Source organism: Paenibacillus sp. CAU 1782 (assembly GCF_054551715.1).
This window is the reverse complement of the sequence record NZ_JBTOLL010000008.1, coordinates 189,306-215,809: the sequence shown is the minus strand read 5'-3', so window position 1 is coordinate 215,809 and position 26,504 is coordinate 189,306. Positions and strand designations below refer to the sequence as shown.

The following is a 26,504-nucleotide window of genomic DNA, read 5'->3' as shown; positions in this document are numbered from 1 at the left end:
AAGTGTTTGACTTGCTCATTACGTGTTGCTTTATCCATTTGATCCCTTGAAGCATTGCTGCTTCTCAAGGAGATTAAACAGGGCAGTTTCACTCGTTGTTCAGTTTTCAAAGAACAAGCTTTTATTTCGTTTTGTTCCGTGTGTCCCGCATGTCTCAGCGGCGACTTTTATAATATATCACATTCGCCTATTTCATTGCAAGTGTTTTTTTAAATCTTTTTTGAAATTCTTTTTTCAGGAATTTCATTTAAAAACCATTTGCAAAAAGCGACAAGTAGTAATTTACCATACATCTGCAACAACCGTCAACCCTTTATATTGGATTCCCGAACACGGCTTGCAACAGCCCGCCAAATGCAATTTTGCCCCCTCAAATGTCCCCTCAAAAAATAAAAATCACATTTGGCCGTTTGGCCTCCTGTGATTCAATAACTTCATACCCCTTCTATCCGGTACCGGAGCTCCAGCGCCTCGCTGTCATGAGGCTCCTTCATTATAATAACTTCTTTTATACAGTTTCGCTTCAAAAGCTTTTGAAGTACAAGCGACAGGTCAACCTGTAAACTGCTGATTACAGGATGAGCTTGCAGCTCGCCAATGCTCCATGGTTCTTCACGGCTATTCATAATATCCAGAAGAAGGGTGCAGCATGACTTCATTTTGCTCATTACGGAGAACTCGCATGCCAGCATGACAAGCTGAACTCTCTGCTCCAACGTTTCCGGGCTTGCGGTTAGTTCTTCATATAACTTGTATACACCGGGATGCACTCGCTTCAATTGCTTCCACAGCGAAAGCTCGGGAAGTCTTCCGTCTTCGATCAGCACAATGCGCGCCCAATGATGAAGGGCCGTAAAAATGTGACTGAAGGAATCCAGCACGTTGCCCTCAGCCAAGTCCTGTTTGGCTTGCAAATACGTTCTCAGAAATCCTAGAAATTCGGTAAAGCGCTTCTGCTCACGCATGGATTCCGGAAATGCGATGAGCCTTTCCCTTACGCCAGCCAAATAACCGCCGCGATCCAACAAGATCTCCCCCCGTACCAGCAACTCAAGATTGTTGCGGTTTTCATCTTCTGCAATCCATTCCGGAAGTTCATCCGTATGGATTGTCCGAACCAGGACACGCTTGCCGTTTAATTGCATATGCTCAGTCCAATCCGGCTGGTCGCCCGCTTCCGTAATCAGCAGTACGAGACAGTCCAGTCTTTCCAGCAAAGAATTGTAAGAATACGGATTGGTTATCAGCATTAAGGCTACCAGGCCTGATTTATCTCGGCAGGCATGAATGAAATGTGCTTTAATCTGTTCCACAATGTTCCTCCATATAGCTTATCGACCATGTTTAGGCTATAATAATAATCTACAGTTTCATTCAATTTCGACAAGCTGGACTCACATTCCTGCTTTCTGGAATAGATTTTGAGTCTTATTTTTGTAAGGCTTTGGATATAGGAAGGGGTGAAGCGATGAACAAAATATTTTTCAAATCGGCAAAAATCAATGAATTCCGTCTTTGGGGGCTCGTTTTCACTCTCGTTGGCATGGGCATCATGATATTGGGCACGGCGGGCATCGTATTGTGGGGGCAAGCCGGCAAGATCGTAGCCGGCATCTTTATGGTATTCGGAATGATTGCATTGTTAATCAGCGTAGCGGTGTACTTCTGGGCGGGCATGATGTCTACCAGCGCCACCATGCTTCAATGTCCGGAATGCGGCCGCCAAACCAAAATGCTGGGTAAAACGGATCGCTGCATGTTTTGCCGCACCATGCTGACTCTTGATCCGGCGCAAGCAACCGATCTAACCCCGGATGCTTCGGAACATAAGGCCTGACACAGAGACTTACTTCACATATAGGCAAAAAAAGAACTCTCCCTATGAATCTATGGAAGAGTTCTTTTTTCTATTCTGCCCCATGTCTTGGCGAGCCAAAATGATATCCTGTTGCCGCCGCGTGGACTCGACGAGTAATGTTTAAAATTGTATCATGGCTTTTTCGATAACGCTTCGTCCATAGTTGTCCATATGGAAGGCGTCTGGAATGCACGCTGCCAGGTTGCGACACCGGCCAAATCGTATTTGCGCACCAGATCGATTCTTGCTTTGATCGAATAGTCATCCTCGATCCAAATCCGCATTAATGCGCCGTCCTCTTCATATTCCACATAATGTTGGCCCGCCGCTTCATCCAGAACCGGCGTCAGATTTTTTTCGGCTATGATGGTTTTGACTCGTTCCATGCCCAGCGCTTTGGAGGAAACCTTTACTGCTCCGCTTTCATCCTTTTTCTCCGTCCAAATTCGCGTATAAAGCGGCATGCTCAGCACCAGCTTGTCCGCCGGCACTCCGTCTTCTTCCAAAATCCGCTTAATGGATTGCTCCGTCCACGGTAAGGATGCAACCGATCCCGACTTGGGACTGGCAGCCCAATGCTCGTCGTAAGCCATTACCATCATATAATCCACAACGCTGCCCAATGCTTTGCGGTCCAGGAATACCGACCACATCTCGCTGTTCGACTTCGGCGTTACGTCGATCGAAACGACGAGTCCCTGCTCATGCAGCAGCGGCGTGAGCTCACGGACAAACTGAACCAGATTTTCCTTGTCTTTCGTATAGACATTTTCGAAATCGATATTTATGCCCTGCAATTGATAGAGCTCTGCAAAAGCAAGCAGCTGATGGATCATATTGAATCGCGACTCAACCGTTGCCAAAGCTTCCGTCGTTTGATCCGGCTCAAAGCCGTTGCTGAACAGCGCCCATACCTGGTAGCCGCGGTCATGCGCCCATTTGACATAGGCGGGATCGGCTTTGCCTTTAATCGTTCCCTTCCCGTCGACCAGTTCAAACCAGGTAGGGCTAACAACATTTACACCCGGCATGTCGCCGATAGCGGAGGGATCGATACGACGCTCGTAGACAGCTTCCCATGTCATGTTGATTTTTTGGCCCATGACCTTCCAGGCGACAAACGGTTTTTCTTCCGTCAGCCCCGGCACTTGCTCGGTTCCGGAAATTTTGATCTCCTGCTTGCGGATATAACCGACATGCCCGGCGTTATTTTGGGCCAGATACCAACCGTCCTGTTCCTCCCAAATTTTCACGCTTTCGCCTGCAGGAATCTTGAACATATAGGGCTCCCGAATGGATGGAGCCGTGCGAAGAGAAGCGCCTTTTGACGGTAGAGCCGTTCCCAGCGTGATAATGTCGCCTTCTTTTGACAAAGAGACAATGCCGGTATCCGCATGATAGACAGTCTGCAAACCAAACATTTCTTCAAGAAGGCCTGCAGGAATATATACAACGCCGTCCGACACCTCGGCAGTAATGCTCAGTTGGAAAGGCGCTTGATTCATCAGTCCCGTCAGCGCCTCTGTTTTGAAGCGGAGCACCTTGCTGGAGCTGGTGAGAACAAGTGTGCCGGTCTCCTCTTCATAATGAATCGGATTTTCTTCTCCAAACAGGCTCTCCAGCAGCGGCAGAGGAAGCTTGACCCCTTCATTTTCGATAACCGCTCCGTATTCGGACTGCTTCCCATCCATCAATATCGGATTGGCAAAAGCATAAGAAGGGTTCTGTTTTTCATTGCTGGGAATGTAATTCATATAGCCGTACCATCCCACAACAGCGATAGCCGACAGCATAAACAGGAAAAATAAAAAGCCCAAACCGCGTCGCCGCTTCCTTCGTGGCGCCCGGTTAATTGTCGTTTCCAATGACTCACGCTCCTTTTATATTCATGGAGCCATCCCAAACTCCAAACAAAAACGTGCAAGAAGTGGCTTACATCGCTTCCGGCACGTTTTGGCATGGCCTATTCATATCATACGAATTAATGGTCTGAAGTGTTGCACTTTTTACACAAGCCGTAAATTTCCATTCGATGCCCGTGTACGGCAAATCCCGTTTCCTTGGACGCGACCTTCTCCACTTCCAGCAGGGGCGGATATCCGAAATCGACGATTTGACCGCATTGCTTGCAGATTGCATGATAATGATCGGATAAGTCTGCATCAAAGCGGCTGGAGTCGTCCCCATACGTCAGTTCCCGCACAAGGCCCGCATCCACAAACAATCTCAAATTGTTGTAGATCGTTGCTACGCTCATGCTTGGATAAGCTGGCGACAGCGCCTTGTATATTTCGTCGGCAGTAGGATGACTTTTGGTTCCCATCAAATAGCCAAGAATTGCGTGACGCTGCGGGGTCATCCGGACGCCATTCATCTTCAGTTGTTCCATTGCCAAATGAACGCTTGGTGCCATTCCCCTCACGCCTTTCATTGTGATTAAAGTTATTGTACGTTCTTTGCAAAGATTTTGTCAATGAAGCGCCGTCTTTCCGCTACTGCCGTTCCCGTATAGAAATACTGTTGGTGGCGTTGATATGAATGCGGAAAGTCCCGTCCCCAATGGTTCCTCTGACCGTCTTTCTAATTTGCTCAAAGGGCAGCTCCGTGCTGATTTTGCCAAAGGTTACCGAACCATAGAGACTATAATCTCCGGTGCCCGGGAGAGTTAGGCTGATTTCGCCCACGGAGCTGTCCAGGTCCCAATTGCCGCCTACGAACCCGCTGTCGATCGTGATGCTGCCATTTAGGGTGTCGGCCTTAATGCCCGCTTCGGCATTGCGTATTTCAATAGCGCCGTTTTTGGTTTCGGCAACAAGATCGCTTCTTATTGTGCTAAGCAGCACATTGCCGTTTGTTGTTGCGGCGTACAATGCGCCGCCCTTAATGTCTTGGCCTTCGATCACGCCGTTTTTAATTTCAAGCATGGTTTCTCCGTCAATGCCGGAAGCCTGAATTCCGCCATCGCTGACTTTAACCGAAACCGGTCCGGTCATATCCGCAACGGATACCATCCCGCTTCCTGTCGAAATGCGGGTGCCGCCAAGCATCTCCAGTCCCGCAATGTCAGCTCCGCCATTGCTGATATCAATGGCCAGCGAAACTTTCGGAACCATCCTTGCGGCTTCAGTCGGCAGCGGTTCATCTCCCTCTACACTGCCTTCGAGGGGATCAGGCAGCGCTTCTCCCTCTTCGCCTACCGTCGGCGTTTCATTACTCGTTCCCGGTACTTCAGCAGATTCAGCAGATTCAGCGGTTTCCGGATCTGCCACGGAGGCAATTTGAGACCCCGTATCTGTTGAAGGAACATCCCCCGCGCTGTCTGGACCGCCAATTGCAGTTGGATCGCCAATCACTGCTGAATCGCCGTCCATTCCTTCAGATGCCTCGGATTGGGAACCGGCCGATTGCTCCTGCTCCAACTCCTGCTCCGGCAGCTCCCCCTCCCGCATTACGTCGCCGGGCGCCAATTCCGGCTCTTTGCCCGACCCTGGGAAGAGATCCGACTCGGAATCCTCGGCTGCTTTGATGACGGGAAGCACGATTTCCAGATTGATTCGCGGCAATCGGTTGCCGCTTGTTCCGTAAGCCTGACCCTTTCCTTCCACCACAACCTCCTTGCCCGGGGTAATGCTAACCGAAGACCTGGAGGCGATCGTGTCGGCTTCTTCCTGCTGTTCAGTATCAACCCAGATTGTGGAGTAGATTTCGATTTCAGTGGCTTTGAAGGATGTTCGGACCTTGACATCGCCATTTGGATTTTGCACGGAGATCGATGACACATCGGGATCAAGCGGAACCTTAATGACATTTCGCTCATACTGAAAGCCCTGCTCGTCGCTGTAGCTCATCACGCCGCTTAGATCAACATTAAACTGGTCAAGCCAGCGTACGGGAAAATCGGCATATTGAGTGACCGAAAAAGCAGTGACCGCCACAACCAGAGCAGCAGAAATTCCTTTGGCATCCAGCCTTCGGCGGTTGAATCGTTGTCTGAAGGCAAAGCTGCACAGCGCCATCTCAATGCCCAACAGCACAAACAGCAGCGGCCACCAGTCCTTCAGTAGCGCAATGTCGTTGCGATCTCGCAACAAATCCCACAGCAGCAAAAAACCAACGGTCAAAATAAGAACAGCTGCGGTAACCCGCCCCAGCTTGTACACGATGCCATCTCCTTCCCGTCTCTTTGCCCTCAGCGCCAAAAAGCAAGCCAGCAGCAATAGCAGCGGCCCTACGGCAAACTCCGCAAGCTCGTTCAGCCACGGCTGAAGCAGAGAAGGCGGTTTTAGGAGCGCCATCATGACTACGCCCGTTGTTGCCAGCAATAAACCATGAACCGGCCTCAACGCTTCCGGCTCCTTCTTTTCATTTTCTTTTCGCTGAAGCGAGTCATAGACGCTAATGAAATAAAAGACGGGCAGCAGCAGACATAGATAAACGATCAGCAGCAGATGCCTGCCTCCGTCTTCGTCCGCAAGACGGAAGATGGCCACATAATCCAGCAGAAGGCCTGCCATCAGCAAAAAACCTCTGGCATACAAACCGTTAAACAAATGTCCGAGGCCCGGCACCAAAAAAGCAAGCACCGCAGTCAGCAAGGAACGCTTCCAGCCTTGAACGCCGAGTTTTGTCATGGGCAGCCTCCTAATGTGCGAAAGAACCTCCAGTCCCCCCTTAAGCGGCGGGAACCAAAGGTTCTTGGTCAACTTATTTCAAGCGTTCCATAAGCAGCTTGTTTACAAGCGCCGGATTCGCTTTGCCTTTTGTTTCTTTCATAATTTGTCCAACAAGGAAGCCGATGGCTTTATCCTTGCCGGCGCGGAAGTCTTCAACCGATTGCGGATTGCGGCCGATGACATCGTCGACGATGCCAAGCAATGCGCCTTCGTCGCTGATCTGCACGAGTCCTTGCTCCTCAACGATGACGCCAGGCAGCTTGCCGGTTTCCATCATCGCCTTAAAGACGGTTTTGGCAATCTTCCCGCTGATTGTGCCGTTCTCCAGCAAACCGATCATTTCGCCAAGACCTTGGCCGGTAAGCTTGATATCATCAAGCTCCAGTCCGCCGGCGTTCAAATAGGCCAGTAGATCGCCCATCACCCAGTTAGCGGCAGCTTTGGCGTCCTTGGTGTAAGACAAGCTTTCCTGGAATAAGTCGGCCAGCTTTTTGGAGGCTGTAATAACCTCCGCGTCATAGGAGGACAAGCCAAAGCTTTCCACATAACGCTTCTTGCGGTCATCCGGCAGCTCCGGAATGGTTGCGCGCACGGCTTCCTTCCACTCCTGGCTAATGTTCAGGCGCACAAGGTCAGGGTCCGGGAAATAGCGGTAATCATGTGCTTCTTCCTTGCCCCGCATCGAAAACGATTTGCCTACGGTATCGTCGTAGCGGCGCGTTTCCTGCACAACCTCGCCGCCGTCGTCCAGAATCTCGGCTTGGCGCACTTGCTCGTATTCCAGGCCGCGCTGAACGCTGCGGAAGGAGTTCATGTTTTTCAGCTCGGCGCGTATGCCGAACTTCTCTTGTCCGTATGGACGAAGGCTGATGTTGGCATCGCAACGAAGGCTGCCTTCTTCCATTTTGACATCGGAAACATCGCAATAGAGCATAATCGCGCGAAGCTTCTCCAGATAAGCCTTTGCTTCCTCCGGCGTGCGGAGATCCGGCTCCGATACAATTTCAACCAGCGGCGTGCCAACTCGGTTGAAGTCGACAAGAGAGGCGAATCCGCCATCCACGTGGGTCAGCTTGCCCGCATCTTCCTCCAGATGGAGGCGCGTAATGCCGATGCGTTTGGTTTCCCCGTTCACTTCAATATCGATCCAGCCGTTTTCGCCGATAGGCTGATCGTATTGCGAAATTTGATAAGCTTTCGGAGAATCCGGGTAAAAATAGTTTTTCCGGTCGAATTTGCTGACATCCGCGACAGTGCAGTTCAGCGCCATTGCCGCTTTCATGGCATATTCTACCGCTTGGCGGTTCAAGACCGGCAAAACGCCGGGATGTCCCAGGCAGACGGGACAAGTATGCGTATTCGGCGGAGCGCCAAACGCTGTCGAGCAGCCGCAGAAAATTTTGCTGTTTGTGTGCAGCTCGACATGGACTTCCAGCCCGATGACCGTTTCATATTTTTGAGCTACTGTCATGTCTATACATCCCTTCCTGTTGAGAAAACCTCTGATCGAGGCTTCTCGAAGATGAGCGACCGCGTTTAGCGGTAGTTTATATCTCGCTATTCCTTACAGCTGCGGACGCAGCTTGTGGTGAGCGGTGTTGGCCTCGAATGCGTGGGCGGCGCGGAGCACCGTCGTTTCGTCGAACGCCTTGCCGATGATTTGCAGTCCGATCGGCAGACCGTCCGCCATGCCGCATGGCACGCTGATGGCAGGCACGCCCGCCAGGCTGACGGGAATGGTGCATATATCGTTCAAATACATTGTCAGCGGATCTCCGACCTGCTCGCCGATGCGGAAAGCCGGGGTTGGAGCCGTTGGACCAATGATCAGATCATATTTTTGGAACGCTTGGTCAAAGTCGCCTTTGATCAACGTGCGGACTTTCTGGGCCTTCAAATAGTAGGCATCGTAGTAGCCGGAGCTGAGCGCGTAAGTTCCAAGCATAATCCGGCGCTTCACCTCGGGGCCAAAGCCCTGGCTGCGGGATTTGCGGTACAGGTCGATCAGATTGTCCGGATTGTCGGCGCGAACGCCGTAGCGCACGCCATCAAAGCGGGCCAGATTGGAGGAAGCCTCCGACGAAGCCAGCAGGTAATAAGCCGCAATCGCATATTCCGTATGCGGGAGGGATATTTCCTCCCAGGTAGCGCCAAGAGATTCGTATACGGCAAGCGCCTCTAAGACGGCTTCCTTCACGCGAGGATCGATGCCCGCTCCCAGGTATTCCTTCGGCACGCCGATCCGCAGGCCCTTCACGTCTCCCGTTAGGGCAGATGTATAATCCGGGATTTCCACGTTTGCCGATGTGGAGTCGCTGGCGTCGTAGCCCGCAATGGCTTGCAGCACATAAGCGGAGTCTTCGACGTTTTTGGTCAGAGGACCGATCTGGTCGAGCGAAGAAGCAAATGCAACCAGGCCAAAACGGGATACGAGGCCGTACGTTGGCTTCAAGCCTACGATGCCGCAATAAGCCGCCGGTTGGCGAATGGAACCGCCCGTATCGGAGCCCAGAGCAAAATAGACTTGTCCCGCCGCTACGGAAGCCGCAGAGCCGCCGCTTGAGCCGCCGGGCACATAATCCGTATTCCACGGGTTTCTGGTCGGATAGTAGCTGGAATTTTCATTGGAGCCGCCCATAGCGAATTCATCCATGTTCAGCTTGCCGATTGTTACCGCTCCGGCTTGCTCCAGCTTGCGGGCAACCGTCGCGCTGTAGATCGGATTGTAGTTGCTTAAGAATTGGCTGGCGCAAGTCGTAGTCAACCCTTCGGTTACGATGTTGTCCTTGATGCCCGCAGGCAAGCCAAAAAGCAGTCCGCGCTCCCCGCCTTGCCGGAGCCCCTTGTCCAGTTCCGCCGCATGCTTCAGCGCGCCGTCCTCATTCAATGTAATAAAAGCTTTAATGGCGTCGTCGGTTTCCGCAATCACCTTGTAGGATTCCTTCGCCAGCTCCTGAACGGACACCTCTTTGCCCGCCAATTTGTTATGTACTTCCTGAAGGCTTAAATCAAACAGTGCCAACAGCTTTTCCTCCCTTCATCAACGCTCCGTATTCACTCAAGCACCGCAGGCACTCTAATTTGTCCGTCTTCCTCGTCCGGCGCGTTAAGCAGCACCTTCTCCAGAGGCAGCGATTCCTTCTTCACATCATCCCGCATGACGTTAACAATCGGCAGCACATGGCTGGTCGGCTGTACATCGTCGGTATTCAGCTCATTCAGCTTTTCCGCATATTTCAAAATAGCGTTAAGCTGTTCCATAAACTGCTGCTGCTCGCCATCGCTCAGCTCCAGACGGGCGAGATTGGCCACATGCTGAACATCCTTGATACTTATGCTCATCCGTAACTCTCCTTATGGTAAAAGTCATTCTTACTATTATAGCCTACATCCGCAACTTCCAGCAATGTCGGCTTACCCGCAAAAACGAAAGGCCGCACCGCTGAACCTCAGCGGACGGCCTCTATTCTACCTTCTAGCTATATCCACGCCTTCAAATTGACCTGGCGGATAAAGTCTTCACGGCTCATCGGTTCCTTGGCTGCATTCTCCGGTTCGGGTTCAACCTCTTCGCCTCTCATGACGCGATGAAACAACTCTTCGTTGTGAGTCGCCAACGCATAGTCGATGAGCGCTTCCTTCCCGATCCGCTCCGCTTCCACTTGCAGCAGCATCTCTTCCAATTCCACATCTACGCCCGGAACCAGAAAGTTGCGGTTGCTTTTGGGAACGCGTACGACATAATCAAAAACATTATCGGCATTGCGGTCATACGCAATGATATAGCCATACTCCCCTATAGGGAGATTTTGTTCATATTGATCTGACAAGATAACAACCTTGGCACCCAATTGCAGCATCGTCTCAACCCCTATATCTTCGTCGCTGTCCGCTTCAGACGCTTTTCTACTATCCTACTAGAAAAAGGCTTCTCTGTCCAATAGTCAGTAGATTCGTCCCCGCGCAGCCGCCGAAGGCTAGTCGCTGCCTCGGCCAAGCTCCAGAAGACTGGATGGCAGCTGGAACGACGGGTTTTGGAGCAGCAGGCGGGTAATTTCGCTGTCTTCATCCTCTGCCTGGTTTTCCTTGATGACGGATATTTCGCGATGCAGGCGTTCCATCTGCTGATCCAGACGGTTGGCGGAGTCGGACGCTTCCTTCAATTCCTGCAACAGCATCGACGGTATGCCCTGCGTATATTTATAGAAGATTTTATGCTCAAGGCTTGCCCAAAAGTCCATCGCAATCGTGCGAATCTGGATTTCCACGCAGACGTTTTCGGTGCCGTCCGACATAAAGACCGGCACCTCCACAAGCAGATGCAGACTCCGGTAGCCGTTGGGCTTCGGATTTTCGATATAATCCTTCACTTCGTTAATGCGAAGGCCAAATTGGTTTTGCAGCATATCCCGAATGTGATAGATGTCGGATATGAAGGAACAGGTGATGCGCAAGCCCGCAATATCCTTAATATGCATTTTGATATCGTCGATGGAGAAGGGAATGCCCTTCCGGCTTACTTTGTTAATAATGCTCTCCAGCGTTTTGACGCGGGATTTGGTATGTTCAATCGGATTGTAGTCATGCAGAAACTGAAACTCTTCTTTTAAAATTTCGATTTTGGTCTCCAGCTCGTTCAGCGCAAACTGATACATCATCATAAAACGGGTAACTTCCGTTTTCAGCTTTTTGAACTGTTCGATGGGATAATTACCTTTGGTCAGGTTTGTTTCCATTGGGATTCTCCTTCGTTTAAGCCTAACGTGTTCTTTCATCATAGTATGAATGCAGACTTCAATGCAAACAGAGCCCGTACTAAAACCCGCTTCCGAATGATGGAACAGGTCTCGCGGCATCCCCATTGGGGAAGATTAAACGTGCATAAATGGAACATTTTTCGAAAAATAGCGTCAAACCCGCTTCTGCGGAAGAAAAGCATTGTCAAGAAAGGGCTTACTCTGTACAATCAACAAGGATGTGCTCGCGTTACACACTTTAATCGAAGGAGCAGCAAAACTCATGAAAAGAAGTATAGGCGTTCACGAAAGACCGCCAATGGCTCAAAGCCTGATGCTCAGCCTGCAGCATCTGTTCGCCATGTTTGGAGCAACCGTGCTTGTTCCCACCATTTTGCAGGTTGATCCTTCCATCTGCCTGCTCATGAACGGGATCGGCACCTTGATCTACATTCTAATCACAAAAGGCAAAATTCCCGCTTACCTGGGGTCCAGCTTTGCGTTTCTTGGTCCGGCAGGTGCCGTAATCGGCAGCGCCGCAACAGGCGGAAGCTACGCCGCCGCGCTTGGCGGCTTCATTATTGCCGGGGTTATTTTCAGCCTGGTTGCCTTGATTGTTCAAGTCGCCGGTACGGGCTGGCTAAACGTTGTGTTTCCTCCGGCAGCCATGGGCGCCATCGTTGCGATTATCGGCCTTGAGCTGATGCCGGTTGCCGCCGGTTGGGCCGGTTGGCTGGGCGCTGAAGACGAAGTCACCAAAACCGTCGTATTCAACAGCCAAGCCATTATTTTGTCGACCGCTACGCTGGCCGTTACGGTTCTTGGCTCCGTGTTGTTCCGCGGTTTTATGAAGATTATTCCGATTCTGTTCGGTATCATTTTTGGCTATGTACTGGCGGCTTCCATGAAGCTGGTTAACTTCGCGGGATTCAGCGATGCAAGCTGGTTCCAACTGCCGACCTTTACGGCGCCGGAGTTTCACTTAAGCGCGATTATCGCAATTGCGCCTGCGGCGCTGGTTGTTGTCGCCGAACATATCGGCCATCTGATCGTAACCGGCAACATCGTTGGCAAGGACCTGTCCAAGGATCCCGGACTTCACCGTTCCATGCTGGGCAACGGGATTTCCACTATCCTTTCCGGCTTTGTTGGTTCAACGCCAAACACGACCTACGGCGAAAATATCGGCGTTCTCGCCATTACGCGCGTTTACTCCACGTTTGTAATCGGCGGAGCTGCCGTGATCGCGATACTGCTTTCGTTTTTCGGCAAGTTCTCCTACCTTGTCACCAACATTCCGCAACCCGTCATGGGCGGCATCTCGCTCCTGCTGTTCGGGGTTATCGCTGCGTCCGGCTTCCGCATGCTTGTTGAAGCCAAGGTCGATTACAGCAAGCCGACCAATCTGTTCCTGACCACCATCGTATTGGTCATCGGACTTAGCGGAGTCAAGCTGACCATCGGCGATGTTTCCTTTGGCGGCATGGCGCTTGCCACGATTGTGGCGATTGTTGTCAGTCTGCTGTTCAAGGTTTTTGAAGTGCTTCGCATTTCCAACGACAACGATTCCGCAGAGCATTGATGCCAGGATGGGCTGTTTTGACTGCCCGGACCTTTCCACTCTTATAAGATAGGCTATGAAGCAGACAAGCCGTCCCTGGTTGCCATTCAAGGCAATGTCAGGGGCGGTTTTTTTGACTAAAATCACCCGATATCGCGCGATTTTCCGAATTTACATATTCTCAAAATAACATCAACATTCCGTTTACATAACAATGCTACCTTGGTAAAGCATCGCAGCTGGCCGCTCGCTGCCTAACGATTGCAAGTACGCAAAACGGGAGTTGAACTCATGAAGTTTAAATCTTTAGCCGCATTACTGTTATCTGCAACTTTGGCGCTTAACTTGGGACAATGGACGTCTGTGCCGGTTCACGCCGCTTCGGACCTGTCATTCCAAGCCGTCGCTGTTTCCTCAAACCGCGCCGCAAACGTAGTCATCAGCGAGTTTTACGGCGGGCATACGTCAGCTACCTCCAAGGATTTGATTTACAGGAATGATTTTGTCGAGCTGTTTAATCCTACAGCCTCCACGATTGATCTTAACGGCTGGTCGCTGCAATTCGCCGAAGCCAAGGCAACAAGCTGGCAGACGGTCGAACTGTCGGGAGAAATAAAGCCTTACGGCTTTTACCTCATCAAACTGAAGGACAACAACGGTCCTAGCGCCGAGGCGCTTCCTCTATGGGATGCCGCCGACGAGACGCTGGATCTGAACAACAAAGCAGGAAAACTTGCCCTAATGTCCACTACTGAACCTTTCGCTGGAATCAAGCCTGCAACCGCCGAAACCGTCGATTATGTCAGCTACGGCAATGTATCGGATTTTCTCAGCGACGAATTCAATGGATCCGCGCCCGTGCCGGAGGCTGGACAAAAAAATACGATGCAGCGCCATATCTATAACCCCCTGAATCCCGGCAACGGACTGGAAGCCGTCAATCTGCCTCATTACGGGAACGATTGGAATACGGGAGACGGATATATTGATTTTGCCAAAAATAAACCCGGCAATCCCCATGCTTCGGACACGGTTGCGGAGCCAAGAGCTTATCTTGCAGCCGATGGGCAATTTGAGATGAGCACTGCGACCAAGCCAAGCGAATCCGCGGTTTCGATCGAAATCGCACACGGCTTCGTCAAGGAAAACCCGGTATACGGCGCGGATTTTGAAATTGCGGGTTTGCCGGCCGGCTTGACTGCTTCAGCCGCTGGAAATACAGACGGGCTTCTACTCACTCTGGAGGGTGAAGCGTCCGATGCGGTAACAACGGATGCCCTCTTGAGCGTCACGCTGCATGAAACCATTTGGGACAATAAGCAGCCCGCTTCCGCAAGACCGGCTTTAAGCCTCCAAAGCGGCAGCCATACGCTTCAATTGAAGGGATTTGTTTCAGACGACACGATTGTAGGCGCATTGTCCGAGACAACCGCAGCTTTGCAATGGGATAACAGTCGGACTAGCCTTGCTGAAGGGCACGACCGTTTCGTTATCGGGCTTTCCAATGGAACGGCCGTTGACGGGGCTTTGGAGAATGACGCCTATACCGTAAGCGGAATGCCGGATGGTCTTGAGATTCAAGCAAGCGGCGACTCCGCAACCAATTCCGTTCAATTCGTGGTTACAGGCAATGCCGGCCAAGCTGTACGAACAGCCACCGTCTGGAGCGTAACGCTGCATGACGGGGCCGTGCAGGAGAACGCTTTTGCGTCGTCTGCGCCAATCGCCGTATCGCTTCGTCCCTATACAGACGCCTCCGGCGAGCGCAAAGCGCTGCTGGAAGGCTTGATTAAAGAAAGCAACAGCTATTTTATGAATCCTATTATGAAGATTTTTAAATATTCCGAAGAAACTCAAGGCAAAAACGGCTTTAATTTGTATCGGGGAACGCCAGAGGCATTCTACAACGATCTGGGTACTGCCCTGATGCCGCTGCCTGAATCCTGGAGCAGTCTGGACAGCCTCGCCACCTGGATCGAAGGCGATGCCCACCTCCAGAACGTCGGAGTCCTGAACAACGGCGAGTTTTCGGCGGACGACACTACGCGCAACGGCAATGCCATTTTTGATTTGAATGATTACGACAGCGCCTATATCGCGCCATTTTATTGGGATTTGCTTCGCATGATCCCAAGCTTGTACCTGGAAAGAGATCAAGCTTCATCCGGCACGGAAATGGCAGCCCTCTCCAATGAGGAAACGCGCCAGCTCGCGGCGGGTTACGTGAAACGTTATTACGAAGTCATGAGCGCGATCGCCGATAAAAGCCTGCCGCTCGACACCGAGCTGAATGCAGCATTTGTTGAGAATGGATTTACGAAAGACCTGCTTGTGAAAAGCGGCGCCATTGCCAGAAGCGTTAACGTTGCCGATGAAACAACGGCTAACGGCGAAGGCGGGCGTATGTTCAAGCTGACTAAAAAAAGCGGCAACAAATATTGGACGTTGACCGCTTCCGAACGCGAAGCCTTTGAAGCGGCATGGAAGTCTTACGTGGAGCGGAATTCTCTTTGGTTCCCAAGTGAAATCGCGGGCAACGCGAATTATTTTGCCATTAAAGATGTGGTGTATCGCATTAATCAAGGCAACGCCAGCATCGGGTCCAAACGTTATAATGTGCTGATCGAAGGACCTACGGATAGCTGGGAAGACGATATTTTGATCGATGTCAAAGAAGAATTCTGGCCTGATATGTTCCAGTCAAACTCGTCTTTCGAGCCGGATTCAGTCTCCTATCAAAATGCCTACGGCGACAATCATGCCAAACGAGCGGTTGAAGCCTATCGCACGCTTGCGGTAAATCCCGATCCGTTCCTTGGCACGCTGGAGCTGGACGGTGCTGAAATGATGGTTAAGGCGATTCCCGTCAGCAAATACGACTACACCGATTTTATCCGTTCGGGTTCGTTCGAGAATAAGAACGACTTCGCCGATTATTTGAAATATACAGCTACGGCCTATGCATTGGCTCATGCCCGTGCCGCTGTCAAGCTGGGCAATGACCAATATGCCGCGCAGGTTGTTTCGGCTCTGGATGTCCTTTCCTCCGAAACATTTGCCCGGGACATTACGGAAATCGGCGAAAACTACTATCTGCAGGTCAATGCCGACTTCGATCAGTTAAGAGATGATTTAAGGACAGGCAAGCTGGTGGATATTCGCCATCTGACCAAGCTGACCGTGAGCCAGGAATCGCCGGCAGGCGAAGAGTCGCTGGTAGCCGAAAAATTCGGGGCAGCGGAAGAGTTGGCGGCAGTCAGTGGTTCGGTGGCAACAGAAGAATTGGCGCTCACACCCGCCTTTTCTTCCATGCACCCCTATCCGTCATACTCTGCCGAGTGGCCTATTCTGAACTTTAAGGTTCAGCAGCAAGGCGATGTGTCCGCAGTTCGAATCGCAGCGGGAGCAGCTGACCCACAGGCGTTGGTATCCATCGGCGGGTTTGCCGCTGAAATCGGCGAATCACAACGCGAGGTAACGCTTAACGACAGCAAACTTGTAGAGGTTGTTGTAACCGCAAGGGACGGATCGACCATGACATACAGCCTTTCCTTTGCAGACGGCGGATCGGGCGAGGAAAACGAAGAGGCTGACCGTCAGGCGGTAGAGCTAACCCTGCAACAACTGGCCGTTGGATATGCTTCCGGCGATAGCAGCACCAGCGTGACCAAAGAGCTCGCATTGCCGCTTGAAGGAGCAGCAGGCACGTCCATTAGCTGGACATCTGACAACGGGGCTATCAAAATATCGGGGGATAAAGGACCTGTTACGAGACCGTCCGCTTCCTCATCCGATATTCAGGTCACCTTGACAGCCGTCATTCAAAAAGGCAGCATCAGCGAAACCAAAACCTTTCTGGTGACCGTCAAAAAGCTGCCAAGCAGCCCGGACCCTGGCAATGGTTCAGGTTCAGACGGAAACGGTTCGAACCCGGGTAATGGCTCAGGAACTGGTGGTAACGGCTCAGGCTCGGGAGATAATGGTGCGTCGCCAACTCCAACGCCAACACCAAATCCGGACCCAGCCGATGATACTGCCGGCGAAAACCCCCAAGGCCCAGGCTCCGATGGGAATGAGCCGGATGGGAATGGCGCTGGCGAAACGGTATTTAAGGATACGACAAATCACTGGGCCGCCAATACAATATCCCGTGCTGTACAATTGGGATTCATTAATGGGTACGGCGACGGAAGCTTTAAACCGGATCAACAAATCAGCCGTGCGGAATTTGCCGTTTTGCTGGCCAGACTGCTGGGCTGGGACAATGATGAGCAAACCGGTGCGTTTACGGATGAGTCTACGATTAAAAATTGGGCTATTCCTGCTGTCAAGGCTGCAGCGGTGCGTGGCGTCATTACTGGCTACAGCGACGGTTCGTTCCAGCCTAATAAAGCCATTAACCGGGCTGAAATGGCTGTGATGATAGCCAGAAGCCTCAATTTGTCCCAATCTGCCGAAGATGGCGCTCTGCCGCTGCGGGATGCCAATTCGATTCCCGTTTGGGCCAAAGGCGCTGTAGATGCCAGCTTTAAAGCAGGACTGCTTACGGGAAGGACATCCGGCAATTTTGATCCGGGTGCTCCGGCCACCCGCGCTGAAGCTGTTGTTATTTTGCTTCGGGCGCTGGACTCCGAATTTGTAGCGTCACCTTAACCGTACGAAAAGCAAAGTTGCGACGGGGCTGTCCGAAAAGTCAAGCGGAAGTAATAATTATTCAGCAGAGAGGACCGGAGGAGAAAGGGTGTCTTGAGGGCGAGTTTTTTTGTCCGCTTTTATCCACTAAAAATGGGATCGAAATAAAGCGGACAAAAATGTTTGAGCTTCCAAGACACCCTTTTCCGGAAGGGACCAATTTTGCTGAATAATTATTGTCCATAACAGACTTTTCGGACAGCCCCGTCTTTTCGTTGGTTTAACCTCATAACTGAAACATTTCCAAGCTCCATTTCGTACCATAAACGTATAATCAGTTTCATTTTTTCACCTAAGGAGGTTGATTCCATGTTTCAGAACTATAATGACCGTTTGGCGGAGCTTAAAGCCACCAAGCGTCAGAGGGATAATGATTTAAGACTGGAGGGACTGTTGGAGCAGCAGCTCAAACAGCGCATTCGGGAACGGGATGATTTGTCGGCACAGCTAGCAGCGGATCAGCGGGATGTGGACCGATTAAGCGGTCTCTCGTTGGGTTCGTTATTTTATACGTTAATCGGGAAGAAGCAGGAGAAGCTTTCAGAGGAGGAAACCGAGTTGCTCCAAACAAGGCTGCGATACGAAGAAGCCTCCGACAATGCTGCGGATCTGGAACGGGAGTTTGCTTCGCTTAAGGATCGTCTCGCCAAAAACCGTTATATCGAAGAAGACATAACTTCGCTATTGCGGGAAAAAGAAGAGCAGATTAAAAAACTGCGCCCCGATCTGGCCGAGGAATTGAATGAGCTGTCCGAACAGGAAACCGAAGCCAAGGCAGACTGCAAAGAGCTGCGCGAAGCGGTTCATGCCGGACAATCGGTGCTAAGCTGCCTGCTGACCGCCATCGACAAGCTGGACTCCGCCAAAAACTGGGGCACCTATGATATGCTGGGTGGCGGCCTGATCGCAACCAAAATGAAGCATGACCGCATTGATGAGGCGCGGGACGCCATACATAGCGCCAGCCATAAGCTTCAAATGTTCGAACGGGAGCTGAAGGATGTGGAGCGCGATGTTCATGTGACCATTGATATCGGCGGCATGTTGACGTTCGGGGATTACTTTTTTGACGGAATATTCATTGACTGGATTGTTCAGGGTAGAATCAAGGAAGCCGTTTCTCAGGTGGAAGAAAAGCATGGCCGCATCAGCCGGATCGTGGCGGATCTATCCACCGAGCTGCGTCGCAAGGAAAGCGATCTTGCAGGTTATCAGCGCCGGCAGTCCTCATTAGTGGAAAACGCCTGATGATATAGGGGTTGGGCATGGCAAAGCCCTGAGTCAGAGCATGCCTCATAATGCATGGCATAGCCCTGAGTCAGGGCGTGGAGCATGATGCTTGGCTTCGTTCCGAGTCGGGGCATGCACATGATGCTTGGCTTCGTTCCGAGTCAGGGCGTGGACATGTTGCTTTGCATCGTTCTGAGACAGGGCCTGATGTTTTGCAAGGTCTTGACACAGGGGATACTGGCGCAAGCTTTACCTCCCATAGTGACGAATGGCTTCAACCTTGGCGAACTCCTCTTCCAGCTCTCTCCGATAGAGCGAGATTTGATCCGGCGTATAAGAAAGCTCGCTGCTCATAACTTCGAGCACCGCATCTCCCCAAGTTCGCGCGGAATGAATATCGAATAACAGCATGCCGCTTCGCCTGATCAAAAAATCTGCAGGTTTCAGCGCAGCTTCATTATGAATCCCATACATTAAGGCGGCATGAAGATACCGAGGCAAGCCCGCTTCATTGCGCACCTCGCCTGCCCTGTAGAGTGGTCCGGATTGAGCCCCCGCCAATTCGTCACTTTCCGGGAGCAATGCCAGCACCTGCTCCGTATTGGAGCCGTACCGCCGAACCAGTGCCTCGGCGTCGCCCCGTTCCAGTCCCGAATGGATGCCTGCAAGCACCATTTTGTCCATAAAAGCCGGAAAGCCGATTGATCCCCCTACATCGCCGCCTGATACCGGTACGCTGCGAGTCGTGCAGGGACCAAACAGCGATGCGCCTTCCTGCGCCAGCTCGCGGGCAACGATATCCGTCACCGTTTCCGCCATCTTGCGGTAGCCGGTCAATTTGCCCCCGGCGATAGTCAGCATGCCTGACGGCGAGCGAAAAATCTCATCCTTGCGGGAGATTTCCGAAGGCGACTTGCCCTCCTCATAGATGAGAGGACGCAGACCCGCCCAGGCGGACTCCACATCAGCATGGCTCAACTTCAAGCCGGGAAACATCCCGTTTGCGGCTGAAATGACATAATCGGCATCTGCACGCGTAATATCGGGATTAGCGGGATCGCCGGCATAGTCGGTGTCGGTTGTGCCGATATAGGTTTTGCCGTCGCGCGGAATCGCAAACATCATACGGCCGTCCGGCGTATCGAAATAGAGAGCTTGATTCAGCGGAAAGCGGCTTTCGTCAAAAACCAGATGAATGCCTTTGGTCAAGCGCAGGCTTTTACCGGTTCTGGAGGCATCCATTTCCCGCAAGTCATCCACCCAGGGACCGGCGGCGTTGATGATTTTTTTGGCTTTGATCATACAGGAACGACCGCCCGCGCAATCAAATGCGTTTACGCCGATCAAACGACCGTTTTCGTACAAAAGCTCCTTAGCCTCCACGTAGTTGATCGCTTTTGCGCCCAACTGCACGGCTTTTTTGACCACCTCAATGCACAATCGGGAATCGTCCGTGCGGTACTCAACATAAAGGCCGCCGCCCTTCAGTCCGTCCCTTTTCAGAATCGGAGCTTTCTCCAGCGTAACCTCCCGGGTAAGCATGCTTCTTCGCTCTCCCCTTTTTACGCCCGCCAAAAAATCATACAGCCTCAGCCCCAACGAGGTTGACCAGCGGCCAAAGGTGCCACCCTCATAAATGGGCAGCAGCATCAGCTCCGGTATTGTCACATGCGGCCCATTCTCGTACACGACCGCTCGTTCCTTTCCGACCTCGGCCACCATGCCAATCTGTAATTGCTTTAAATATCTGAGTCCGCCATGAACCAGCTTGGTCGAACGGCTGGACGTGCCCGCCGCAAAATCCTGCATGTCGATCAACGCGGTTTTCATGCCGCGAGCCGCCGCATCCAGCGCAATGCCCGCTCCCGTAATGCCTCCGCCGATCACAAGCAAGTCCCACTGCCTGCGCTCCAGCTCCATCAGATGCAAGGTTCTTCGTTTGGATGAAAACTGGTTTTCCATACTCATCTCCTCCAATGCGTTCCCCTCTTGCTTCGCCATTCATCACCTGTCGCAAATCGATCATCCACTGCCGCAATTTATTTAAAAGCTCTGGCTGCCTGAACGGCCTTTTTCCAGCCGCTGTACAGCTCATTCCTCCGGTCTTCATCCATAGCCGGCTCGAAGCTCCGCTCCAGTCGCCAAACCTGCTGAATTTCGTCCCGGTCCTTCCAGAAAGCCGTTGCCAGTCCCGCAAGATAAGCTGCACCTAGCGCAGTCGTTTCATTGATGACGGGCCGCTCCACCGGAACCTGAAGCATATCGCTCTGGAATTGCATCAGCAAATTGTTGCGCACAACGCCGCCGTCAACCCGCAGCGCCTTAAGCGCGATGCCGGAATCCTCCTCCATAACCTTTAACACATCCTTGGTCTGATAAGCCAGCGCTTCCAAAGCCGCACGGATAAAATGCTCCTTCTTCACTCCCCCGGTCAGGCCAAATACAGCTCCGCGCGTGTCGCTGTCCCAATAAGGGGTACCCAAACCAACAAACGCGGGCACGACGTAGACGCCTTCCGTCGAGGACACTCTTGACGCATACAGCTCGCTGTCCGCTGCCGTTTTGATCATACGCATGCCGTCTCTCAGCCATTGAATGGCCGAACCCGCAACAAATACGCTGCCTTCAAGCGCGTATTCCACTCTTCCGTCAACACCCCAGGCAATGGTCGTCAGCAAGCCATGTTTGGACACAATAGGTTCGGTTCCGGTGTTCATGAGCATGAAGCATCCCGTGCCATACGTGCTTTTTGCCATTCCTTTGGTATAACACGCTTGACCAAACAGGGCTGCCTGCTGATCCCCGGCAACCCCCGCAATAGGAATCCCTTTGCCAAAATAGAGGTGCTCCGCCGTTTTGCCGTAGATTTCGGATGAGGAACGAACCTCCGGCAGCATGGACGCAGGAATTCCCAATAATTTCAGCAGCTCCTCGTCCCACTTGAGCTCATAAATATTAAACATCAACGTACGCGATGCGTTCGTATAGTCTGTAATATGCGTTTTGCCATCGGTCAGCTTCCAGATCAGCCAGCTGTCTACCGTGCCGAATAATAGATCGCCTCGTTCTGCACGCTCCCTTGCCCCCTCGACATGATCCAGAATCCACTTTACTTTAGTTCCGGAAAAATAGGGGTCGACCAGCAAGCCGGTTTTGGCCCGAAATGTTGCTTCATGTCCTCCTTGAATCAGCTCATGGCAAATATCGGCGGTCTGTCGCGATTGCCAGACAATTGCCCGGTGTACAGGCTTGCCTGTATGGCGATCCCAAACAACCGTCGTTTCCCGCTGATTGGTAATGCCGATGCCTTGTATCTGATCCGCCGCTATATCTCCCTTTAACAACGCCGAAGCCATAACCCCTAACACGGAAAGCCAAATTTCATTGGCGTCATGCTCGACCCAACCCGGCTTGGGATAATGAGCCTTAATCTCTTCTTGAGCCGAGCTTGCGATTTCCCCTTTACGGTCGAAAATAATAGCTCGGGTACTCGTTGTACCCTGGTCAATCGCCATTATATAGGATTGCTTGTGTTCCATAAGCCCCTCCTTATCTCTTATGAACTTAATCACATTATGCATGCTTTGAAACGATTGGTGAAGAAAAATGATGCCGGATGGGCGGGTGAGGAGCTTAATAGAGGAGGTCTTTACATTTCGGGGACGTACTGGACGTCCCCGCTTTGTATTTCTTGGCGGCTTTGCAGTAATCAGTGCTGGGGCTTCGCAGAATTTAACCCTTTGCGGCTTCGCAAAATTGCGCTAAAGCCTGCTCCACGATATATCGTGGACAAGCCAAATTCATGCGCAGCCAGCCTTCGCCTTCGATGCCAAAAACAGAGCCTTCATTAAAGGCCACTTTCGCCTTTTTATACATCAAGTCCTTCAAGCCGTTTTTGTCCAGTCCCAAGCCTCGGCAATCCAGCCACAAAAGGTACGTTCCGTCCGGCTTCAGCGGCTTAATAAGAGGGGCATGCTCCTCCAGATAAGCCAGCGCATAATCCAGATTTCCCTTAACGTATCCCAGCATGGCCTCAAGCCACTCTTCTCCCTCACGATATGCCGCTTCCACGGCATCCTGGGCAAAGTGCTGAGCCATGTGCAAGCTTAACGTCTTCAGCCTTTTTTCCAAACGGCTTCGCAAAGCCTTGTTGGAAACCGCCATAAAGGAGGTTAGCAGCCCCGGCAAATTAAAGGTTTTGGTTGCGGCCAGCGCGGTAATCGTAATGTCCGCAATTTCCGGGGACAAGGTTGCAAACGGAATATGGCGATGTCCGTCAAAAATCAGGTCGCAATGAATTTCGTCCGATACGACGATTACGCCATAACGCAGGCAAAGCTCTCCCAGCGCAAGCAGCTCCTCGCGATCCCATACCCGTCCGCCTGGATTGTGGGGGCTGCACAGCAGAAGCAGCTTGGCGCCGCCTTGGAAAAGCGACTCCAGATGTTCAAGGTCCATTTCGAAACGGCCGTTCCGAATGACAAGCGGATTGGCGGCTACAACTCGGTCATTGCTGCTTATGACATCGTAAAATGGATAATACACCGGAGATTGAAGGACAACCGGCGCGCCGGGCTCGCTGAACAATTCTACCGCAAGGCTAAGCGTTGTTACGACGCTTGGCGAGTCCACAATCCACTCCTTCTCCAGCTTCCAGTCATGACGGCGCTGGAACCAATCCTGAATGCTCTGGAAGTAGCTATCTTCACGGATCGCGTAGCCATAGGCGCCAAGCGAAGCCCGCTTCTTCAGAACCTCTTGAACCGCCGGAGGGCTGGGGAAATCCATATCCGCTACCCACAACGGCAAAATATCTTTGCTGCCGAACAAAACTTCACATTGATCCCATTTGTAGGATCTTGTATTACGGCGGTCAATCAGAGTATCAAAATCAAAGGACATTGTGTGCACCTCTTCTGCTGAAATAAATGGTAAACAAGCTTTTCTTTATCTTATCGGTTCTTCAACCTTCAACCTTCAATCAACAATAGCCAGGCAAAAAAACCGCCCCGCTTGCCGCATTCGGCAAGACGGGGCGGTAATCTATTTATTATTGAAATGCAGGTACGACAGCACCTTTGTAGGTTTCATTAATAAATGTTTCTACTTCCGGCGAATGCAGAGCTTTAACCAGCTTCTGGATTGCTTCGTCGTCCTTGTTGTCGGGACGCGTAACCAGAATGTTTACGTAAGGGGAATCCTTATCTTCAATGAAGAGCGCATCTTCAACCGGATTCAAATCGGCTTCAAGCGCAAAGTTCGTATTGATGGCCGCAATGTCTACTTGATCCAAAACGCGCGGCAACGTTGCTGCTTCCAGTTCTACGATGTCAAAGTTTCTAGGGTTGGCTTTAATATCGGCTACGGTTACGTCAACGCCCGCGTTTTCGTCCAACTCGATCAGACCGTGTTGGGCCAGCAGAATCAGGGAACGACCGCCATTGGATGGATCGTTCGGGATCGCGATTTTGGCGCCGTCTTTCAAATCGTCGATGTTTGTGATTTTGTCGGAGTAAACGCCGAACGGCTCGACATGCACGCCCGCAACCTTCACGAGATCATAACCTTGATCGGCATTGAACTGATCCAGGTAAGGAACGTGCTGGAAGAAGTTTGCATCCAGTTGTTTCTCGTACAATTGAATATTGGGCTGAACGTAGTCGCTGAATTCAACAACTTCAAGATTAACGCCTTGCTCCTTCAGGATCGGAACAAGCAAGTTCAGGATTTCGGCATGCGGCACTGGCGATGCCCCTACTTTGATTGTAACCTCTTGGACCGGTGTTTCCGTAGCAGGAGCTTCGGAAGGAGTTTCCGTAGCCGCAGCCGGGGAACTGGATGGCTCCTGGCTTGCGCCGCCTTCTTTTGAGCCTCCACCGCAAGCTGCCAATACCACTGTCAACATTAATACCAAAGCCAAAACCCATTTTGATCTTTTCATATAACTCTCTCCTCCATATCTAATTGTCTATTTTACTTCCGGCTGAAATGCCGGACTAATGCGTCTCCTGCCATCTGCAGCGCCTGTACAAGCACCAGCAGAAATGCAACCGTTACGATCATGACATCCGTGCGGAAACGCTGGTAACCAAGCCGCTGTGCCAAATCGCCAAGGCCGCCGCCGCCGATAATGCCGGACATAGCCGTATACGATACAAGCGTAATCGCGGTTATCGTCACGGCTGCGATCAGCCCCGTCCGGGCTTCGCGAAGCAGCACATGCCATACGATTTGTCCCTTGGAAGCGCCCATTGCCTGCGCCGCCTCCTGAACGCCGCGATCCACCTCGCGAAGCGCGGCTTCCACCAGTCGCGCAAAAAACGGAACGGCCGCAACAACGAGCGGCGGTATCGCGCCTTTTACGCCAATGGAGGTGCCAACCAGCATTTTGGTAACGGGCATAATCAGTATCATCAAAATGACGAAAGGTACCGATCGCAGCACATTGACAACCAAAGACAACACGCCATACGAAATTCGGCTTTGCAGCATCTGCCCCGGTCCCGTCAAAAAGAGAACGATGCCAAGCGCCAGTCCCAATATGATGGTAAACAACAGTGAAACGCCCATCATGTACAAGGTTTCCCGGGTTGCCTTAAACATCATATCCCAATTGATTTTGTCAAAGTAGCCAAAAAATTGACCTAACAGCAGCGCTTTTCCATGTACCGGCAATCCATTCAATAAGATTCCATTCATCGGAGCACGCTCACCTCCAGTCCGCGGGAGCGCAAGCCGCCAACAACGGAATCCACGTCGGCATCGCTTCCCCTCAGCTCCACGACCAATTGGCCGTAGGGCGTGTCTTTCATGCGGGAAACGGTTCCTTGCAGGATGGCGAAGGTCGCTCCTGTATCCCTGACGGTTTCATACAACACCGGCTCATACGTCTGCTCTCCACGGAAAATAATGCGCAATATCCGTCCGCCTGAGCCCGCTTCGCTGTAGAACGCGCTGCCGTCGATCGTGTCTGCCACCTCGCTGACAAATTGCTTGCTCACCTCATGCTGCGGCTTCAAAAAAACATCGAGCACGTCGCCAAGCTCAACGATTTGGCCTTGATCCATGACGGCTACCCGGTCGCATACGGAACGGATCACGCCCATCTCATGAGTAATCAGCAAAATCGTAATCCCCAGCTTGGCGTTAATATCCTTGAGCAGTTCAAGTATGCTTTCCGTCGTCTGAGGGTCCAGCGCCGAGGTTGCCTCGTCGCAAAGCAAGATATCGGGATTGCTTGCTAGCGCGCGCGCAATGCCAACTCGCTGCTTCTGTCCGCCGGACAGCTGTGAGGGATATTGCTTGCGATGCTGGCTCAGTCCCACAAGCTCCAGCAGCGAAGCCACCTTCGCGGCAATCTCCTTTTGCGGCAGCTTGATCAGCTTAAGCGGAAACGCCACATTCTGCTCCACGGTCGCCGTGCTGAGCAGATTGAAATGCTGAAAGATCATCCCGATCCGTTTGCGCGCCTTCTGCAGCTCGCCTTCCTTCAGCGAAGTCAAATCCTGTCCGCCAACTATGACTTGCCCGTTTGTGGGGCGCTCCAGCAAATTGACGCAGCGGAGCAGCGTGCTCTTGCCGGCCCCGGACCGGCCGATAACGCCAAATACCTCCCCCTTTTTCACTGTCAAATTGATGTGTTGAAGCGCGGTAACGACTCTATCCTTCGCCCTGTATTCTTTATCGATGCCAATTAGCTCTATCAGGACAAACACTCCTCTGCAAGTCTATAGCAGTTGTTACGGCTTCAACTC

The 26,504-nt window shown here is 51.8% G+C and carries 19 protein-coding genes; 4 read left to right on the top strand and 15 right to left on the bottom strand.

The window, feature by feature from the left end:
- Positions 1–434: 434 nt before the first annotated feature.
- Positions 435–1,313, bottom strand: coding sequence for a nucleotidyltransferase-like protein (locus ACX93W_RS17815; RefSeq protein WP_459393717.1), 879 nt, complete (start codon positions 1,311–1,313; stop codon positions 435–437).
- A 164-nt stretch (positions 1,314–1,477) separates the two neighbouring features.
- Between ACX93W_RS17815 and ACX93W_RS17810 the strand changes: the two genes are divergently transcribed.
- Complete coding sequence (locus ACX93W_RS17810) at positions 1,478–1,837, top strand: YgzB family protein (RefSeq protein WP_459393725.1); 360 nt, start codon at positions 1,478–1,480, stop codon at positions 1,835–1,837.
- Between the two features lie 152 nt (positions 1,838–1,989).
- On the opposite strand, the gene ACX93W_RS17805 is transcribed toward ACX93W_RS17810, so the two are convergent.
- The 8 genes from ACX93W_RS17805 to ACX93W_RS17770 all read right to left on the bottom strand — a co-directional run bounded on the left by ACX93W_RS17805 (position 1,990) and on the right by ACX93W_RS17770 (position 11,267).
- On the bottom strand, positions 1,990–3,723 hold the full coding sequence (locus ACX93W_RS17805; RefSeq protein ID WP_459393716.1) for a glycosyl hydrolase family 18 protein: 1,734 nt from the start codon (positions 3,721–3,723) through the stop codon (positions 1,990–1,992).
- Between the two features lie 116 nt (positions 3,724–3,839).
- The gene (locus ACX93W_RS17800; RefSeq protein WP_459393715.1) at positions 3,840–4,271 is read right to left on the bottom strand and encodes a Fur family transcriptional regulator; all 432 of its coding nucleotides are present in this window, start codon (positions 4,269–4,271) and stop codon (positions 3,840–3,842) included.
- A gap of 79 nt (positions 4,272–4,350) precedes the next feature.
- Positions 4,351–6,489 (bottom strand): DUF4097 family beta strand repeat-containing protein, encoded by a 2,139-nt coding sequence (locus ACX93W_RS17795; RefSeq protein WP_459393714.1) that lies wholly within the window; start codon positions 6,487–6,489, stop codon positions 4,351–4,353.
- A 73-nt stretch (positions 6,490–6,562) separates the two neighbouring features.
- Positions 6,563–8,002: an Asp-tRNA(Asn)/Glu-tRNA(Gln) amidotransferase subunit GatB gene (gene gatB / locus ACX93W_RS17790; RefSeq protein WP_459393713.1), complete on the bottom strand. Its 1,440-nt coding sequence runs from the start codon at positions 8,000–8,002 to the stop codon at positions 6,563–6,565.
- Positions 8,003–8,095: 93 nt separating this feature from the next.
- Complete coding sequence (gene gatA, locus ACX93W_RS17785; protein WP_459393712.1) at positions 8,096–9,553, bottom strand: Asp-tRNA(Asn)/Glu-tRNA(Gln) amidotransferase subunit GatA; 1,458 nt, start codon at positions 9,551–9,553, stop codon at positions 8,096–8,098.
- Positions 9,554–9,585: 32 nt separating this feature from the next.
- Complete coding sequence (gene gatC / locus ACX93W_RS17780; RefSeq protein ID WP_459393711.1) at positions 9,586–9,873, bottom strand: Asp-tRNA(Asn)/Glu-tRNA(Gln) amidotransferase subunit GatC; 288 nt, start codon at positions 9,871–9,873, stop codon at positions 9,586–9,588.
- A 137-nt stretch (positions 9,874–10,010) separates the two neighbouring features.
- Complete coding sequence (locus ACX93W_RS17775) at positions 10,011–10,391, bottom strand: ATPase (protein ID WP_459393710.1); 381 nt, start codon at positions 10,389–10,391, stop codon at positions 10,011–10,013.
- Positions 10,392–10,508: 117 nt separating this feature from the next.
- Complete coding sequence (locus ACX93W_RS17770; RefSeq protein WP_459393709.1) at positions 10,509–11,267, bottom strand: GTP pyrophosphokinase; 759 nt, start codon at positions 11,265–11,267, stop codon at positions 10,509–10,511.
- Positions 11,268–11,550: 283 nt separating this feature from the next.
- Between ACX93W_RS17770 and uraA the strand changes: the two genes are divergently transcribed.
- From uraA to ACX93W_RS17755, 3 genes are all read left to right on the top strand, one after another.
- Positions 11,551–12,849, top strand: a complete 1,299-nt coding sequence (gene uraA, locus ACX93W_RS17765; RefSeq protein WP_459393708.1) for a uracil permease — start codon at positions 11,551–11,553, stop codon at positions 12,847–12,849.
- Positions 12,850–13,119: 270 nt separating this feature from the next.
- On the top strand, positions 13,120–17,481 hold the full coding sequence (locus ACX93W_RS17760) for a DUF2252 family protein (protein ID WP_459393707.1): 4,362 nt from the start codon (positions 13,120–13,122) through the stop codon (positions 17,479–17,481).
- A 348-nt stretch (positions 17,482–17,829) separates the two neighbouring features.
- Positions 17,830–18,768 carry a hypothetical protein gene (locus ACX93W_RS17755; protein WP_459393706.1) on the top strand — a complete coding sequence of 313 codons (939 nt, stop codon included), beginning with the start codon at positions 17,830–17,832 and terminating at the stop codon, positions 18,766–18,768.
- A 231-nt stretch (positions 18,769–18,999) separates the two neighbouring features.
- On the opposite strand, the gene ACX93W_RS17750 is transcribed toward ACX93W_RS17755, so the two are convergent.
- The 6 genes from ACX93W_RS17750 to ACX93W_RS17725 all read right to left on the bottom strand — a co-directional run bounded on the left by ACX93W_RS17750 (position 19,000) and on the right by ACX93W_RS17725 (position 26,456).
- A complete protein-coding gene (locus ACX93W_RS17750; protein WP_459393705.1) occupies positions 19,000–20,712 on the bottom strand; it encodes a glycerol-3-phosphate dehydrogenase/oxidase in 1,713 nt (570 codons plus the stop codon).
- Between the two features lie 77 nt (positions 20,713–20,789).
- Complete coding sequence (glpK, locus tag ACX93W_RS17745; RefSeq protein WP_459393704.1) at positions 20,790–22,289, bottom strand: glycerol kinase GlpK; 1,500 nt, start codon at positions 22,287–22,289, stop codon at positions 20,790–20,792.
- Between the two features lie 193 nt (positions 22,290–22,482).
- Positions 22,483–23,652, bottom strand: a complete 1,170-nt coding sequence (locus ACX93W_RS17740) for a MalY/PatB family protein (RefSeq protein WP_459393703.1) — start codon at positions 23,650–23,652, stop codon at positions 22,483–22,485.
- A gap of 148 nt (positions 23,653–23,800) precedes the next feature.
- Positions 23,801–24,691: a MetQ/NlpA family ABC transporter substrate-binding protein gene (locus tag ACX93W_RS17735; protein WP_459393702.1), complete on the bottom strand. Its 891-nt coding sequence runs from the start codon at positions 24,689–24,691 to the stop codon at positions 23,801–23,803.
- 32 nt (positions 24,692–24,723) lie between these two features.
- Positions 24,724–25,356 carry a methionine ABC transporter permease gene (locus ACX93W_RS17730; RefSeq protein ID WP_459393724.1) on the bottom strand — a complete coding sequence of 211 codons (633 nt, stop codon included), beginning with the start codon at positions 25,354–25,356 and terminating at the stop codon, positions 24,724–24,726.
- A gap of 89 nt (positions 25,357–25,445) precedes the next feature.
- Positions 25,446–26,456, bottom strand: a complete 1,011-nt coding sequence (locus ACX93W_RS17725; RefSeq protein WP_459393723.1) for a methionine ABC transporter ATP-binding protein — start codon at positions 26,454–26,456, stop codon at positions 25,446–25,448.
- Between the last annotated feature and the right edge of the window lie 48 nt (positions 26,457–26,504).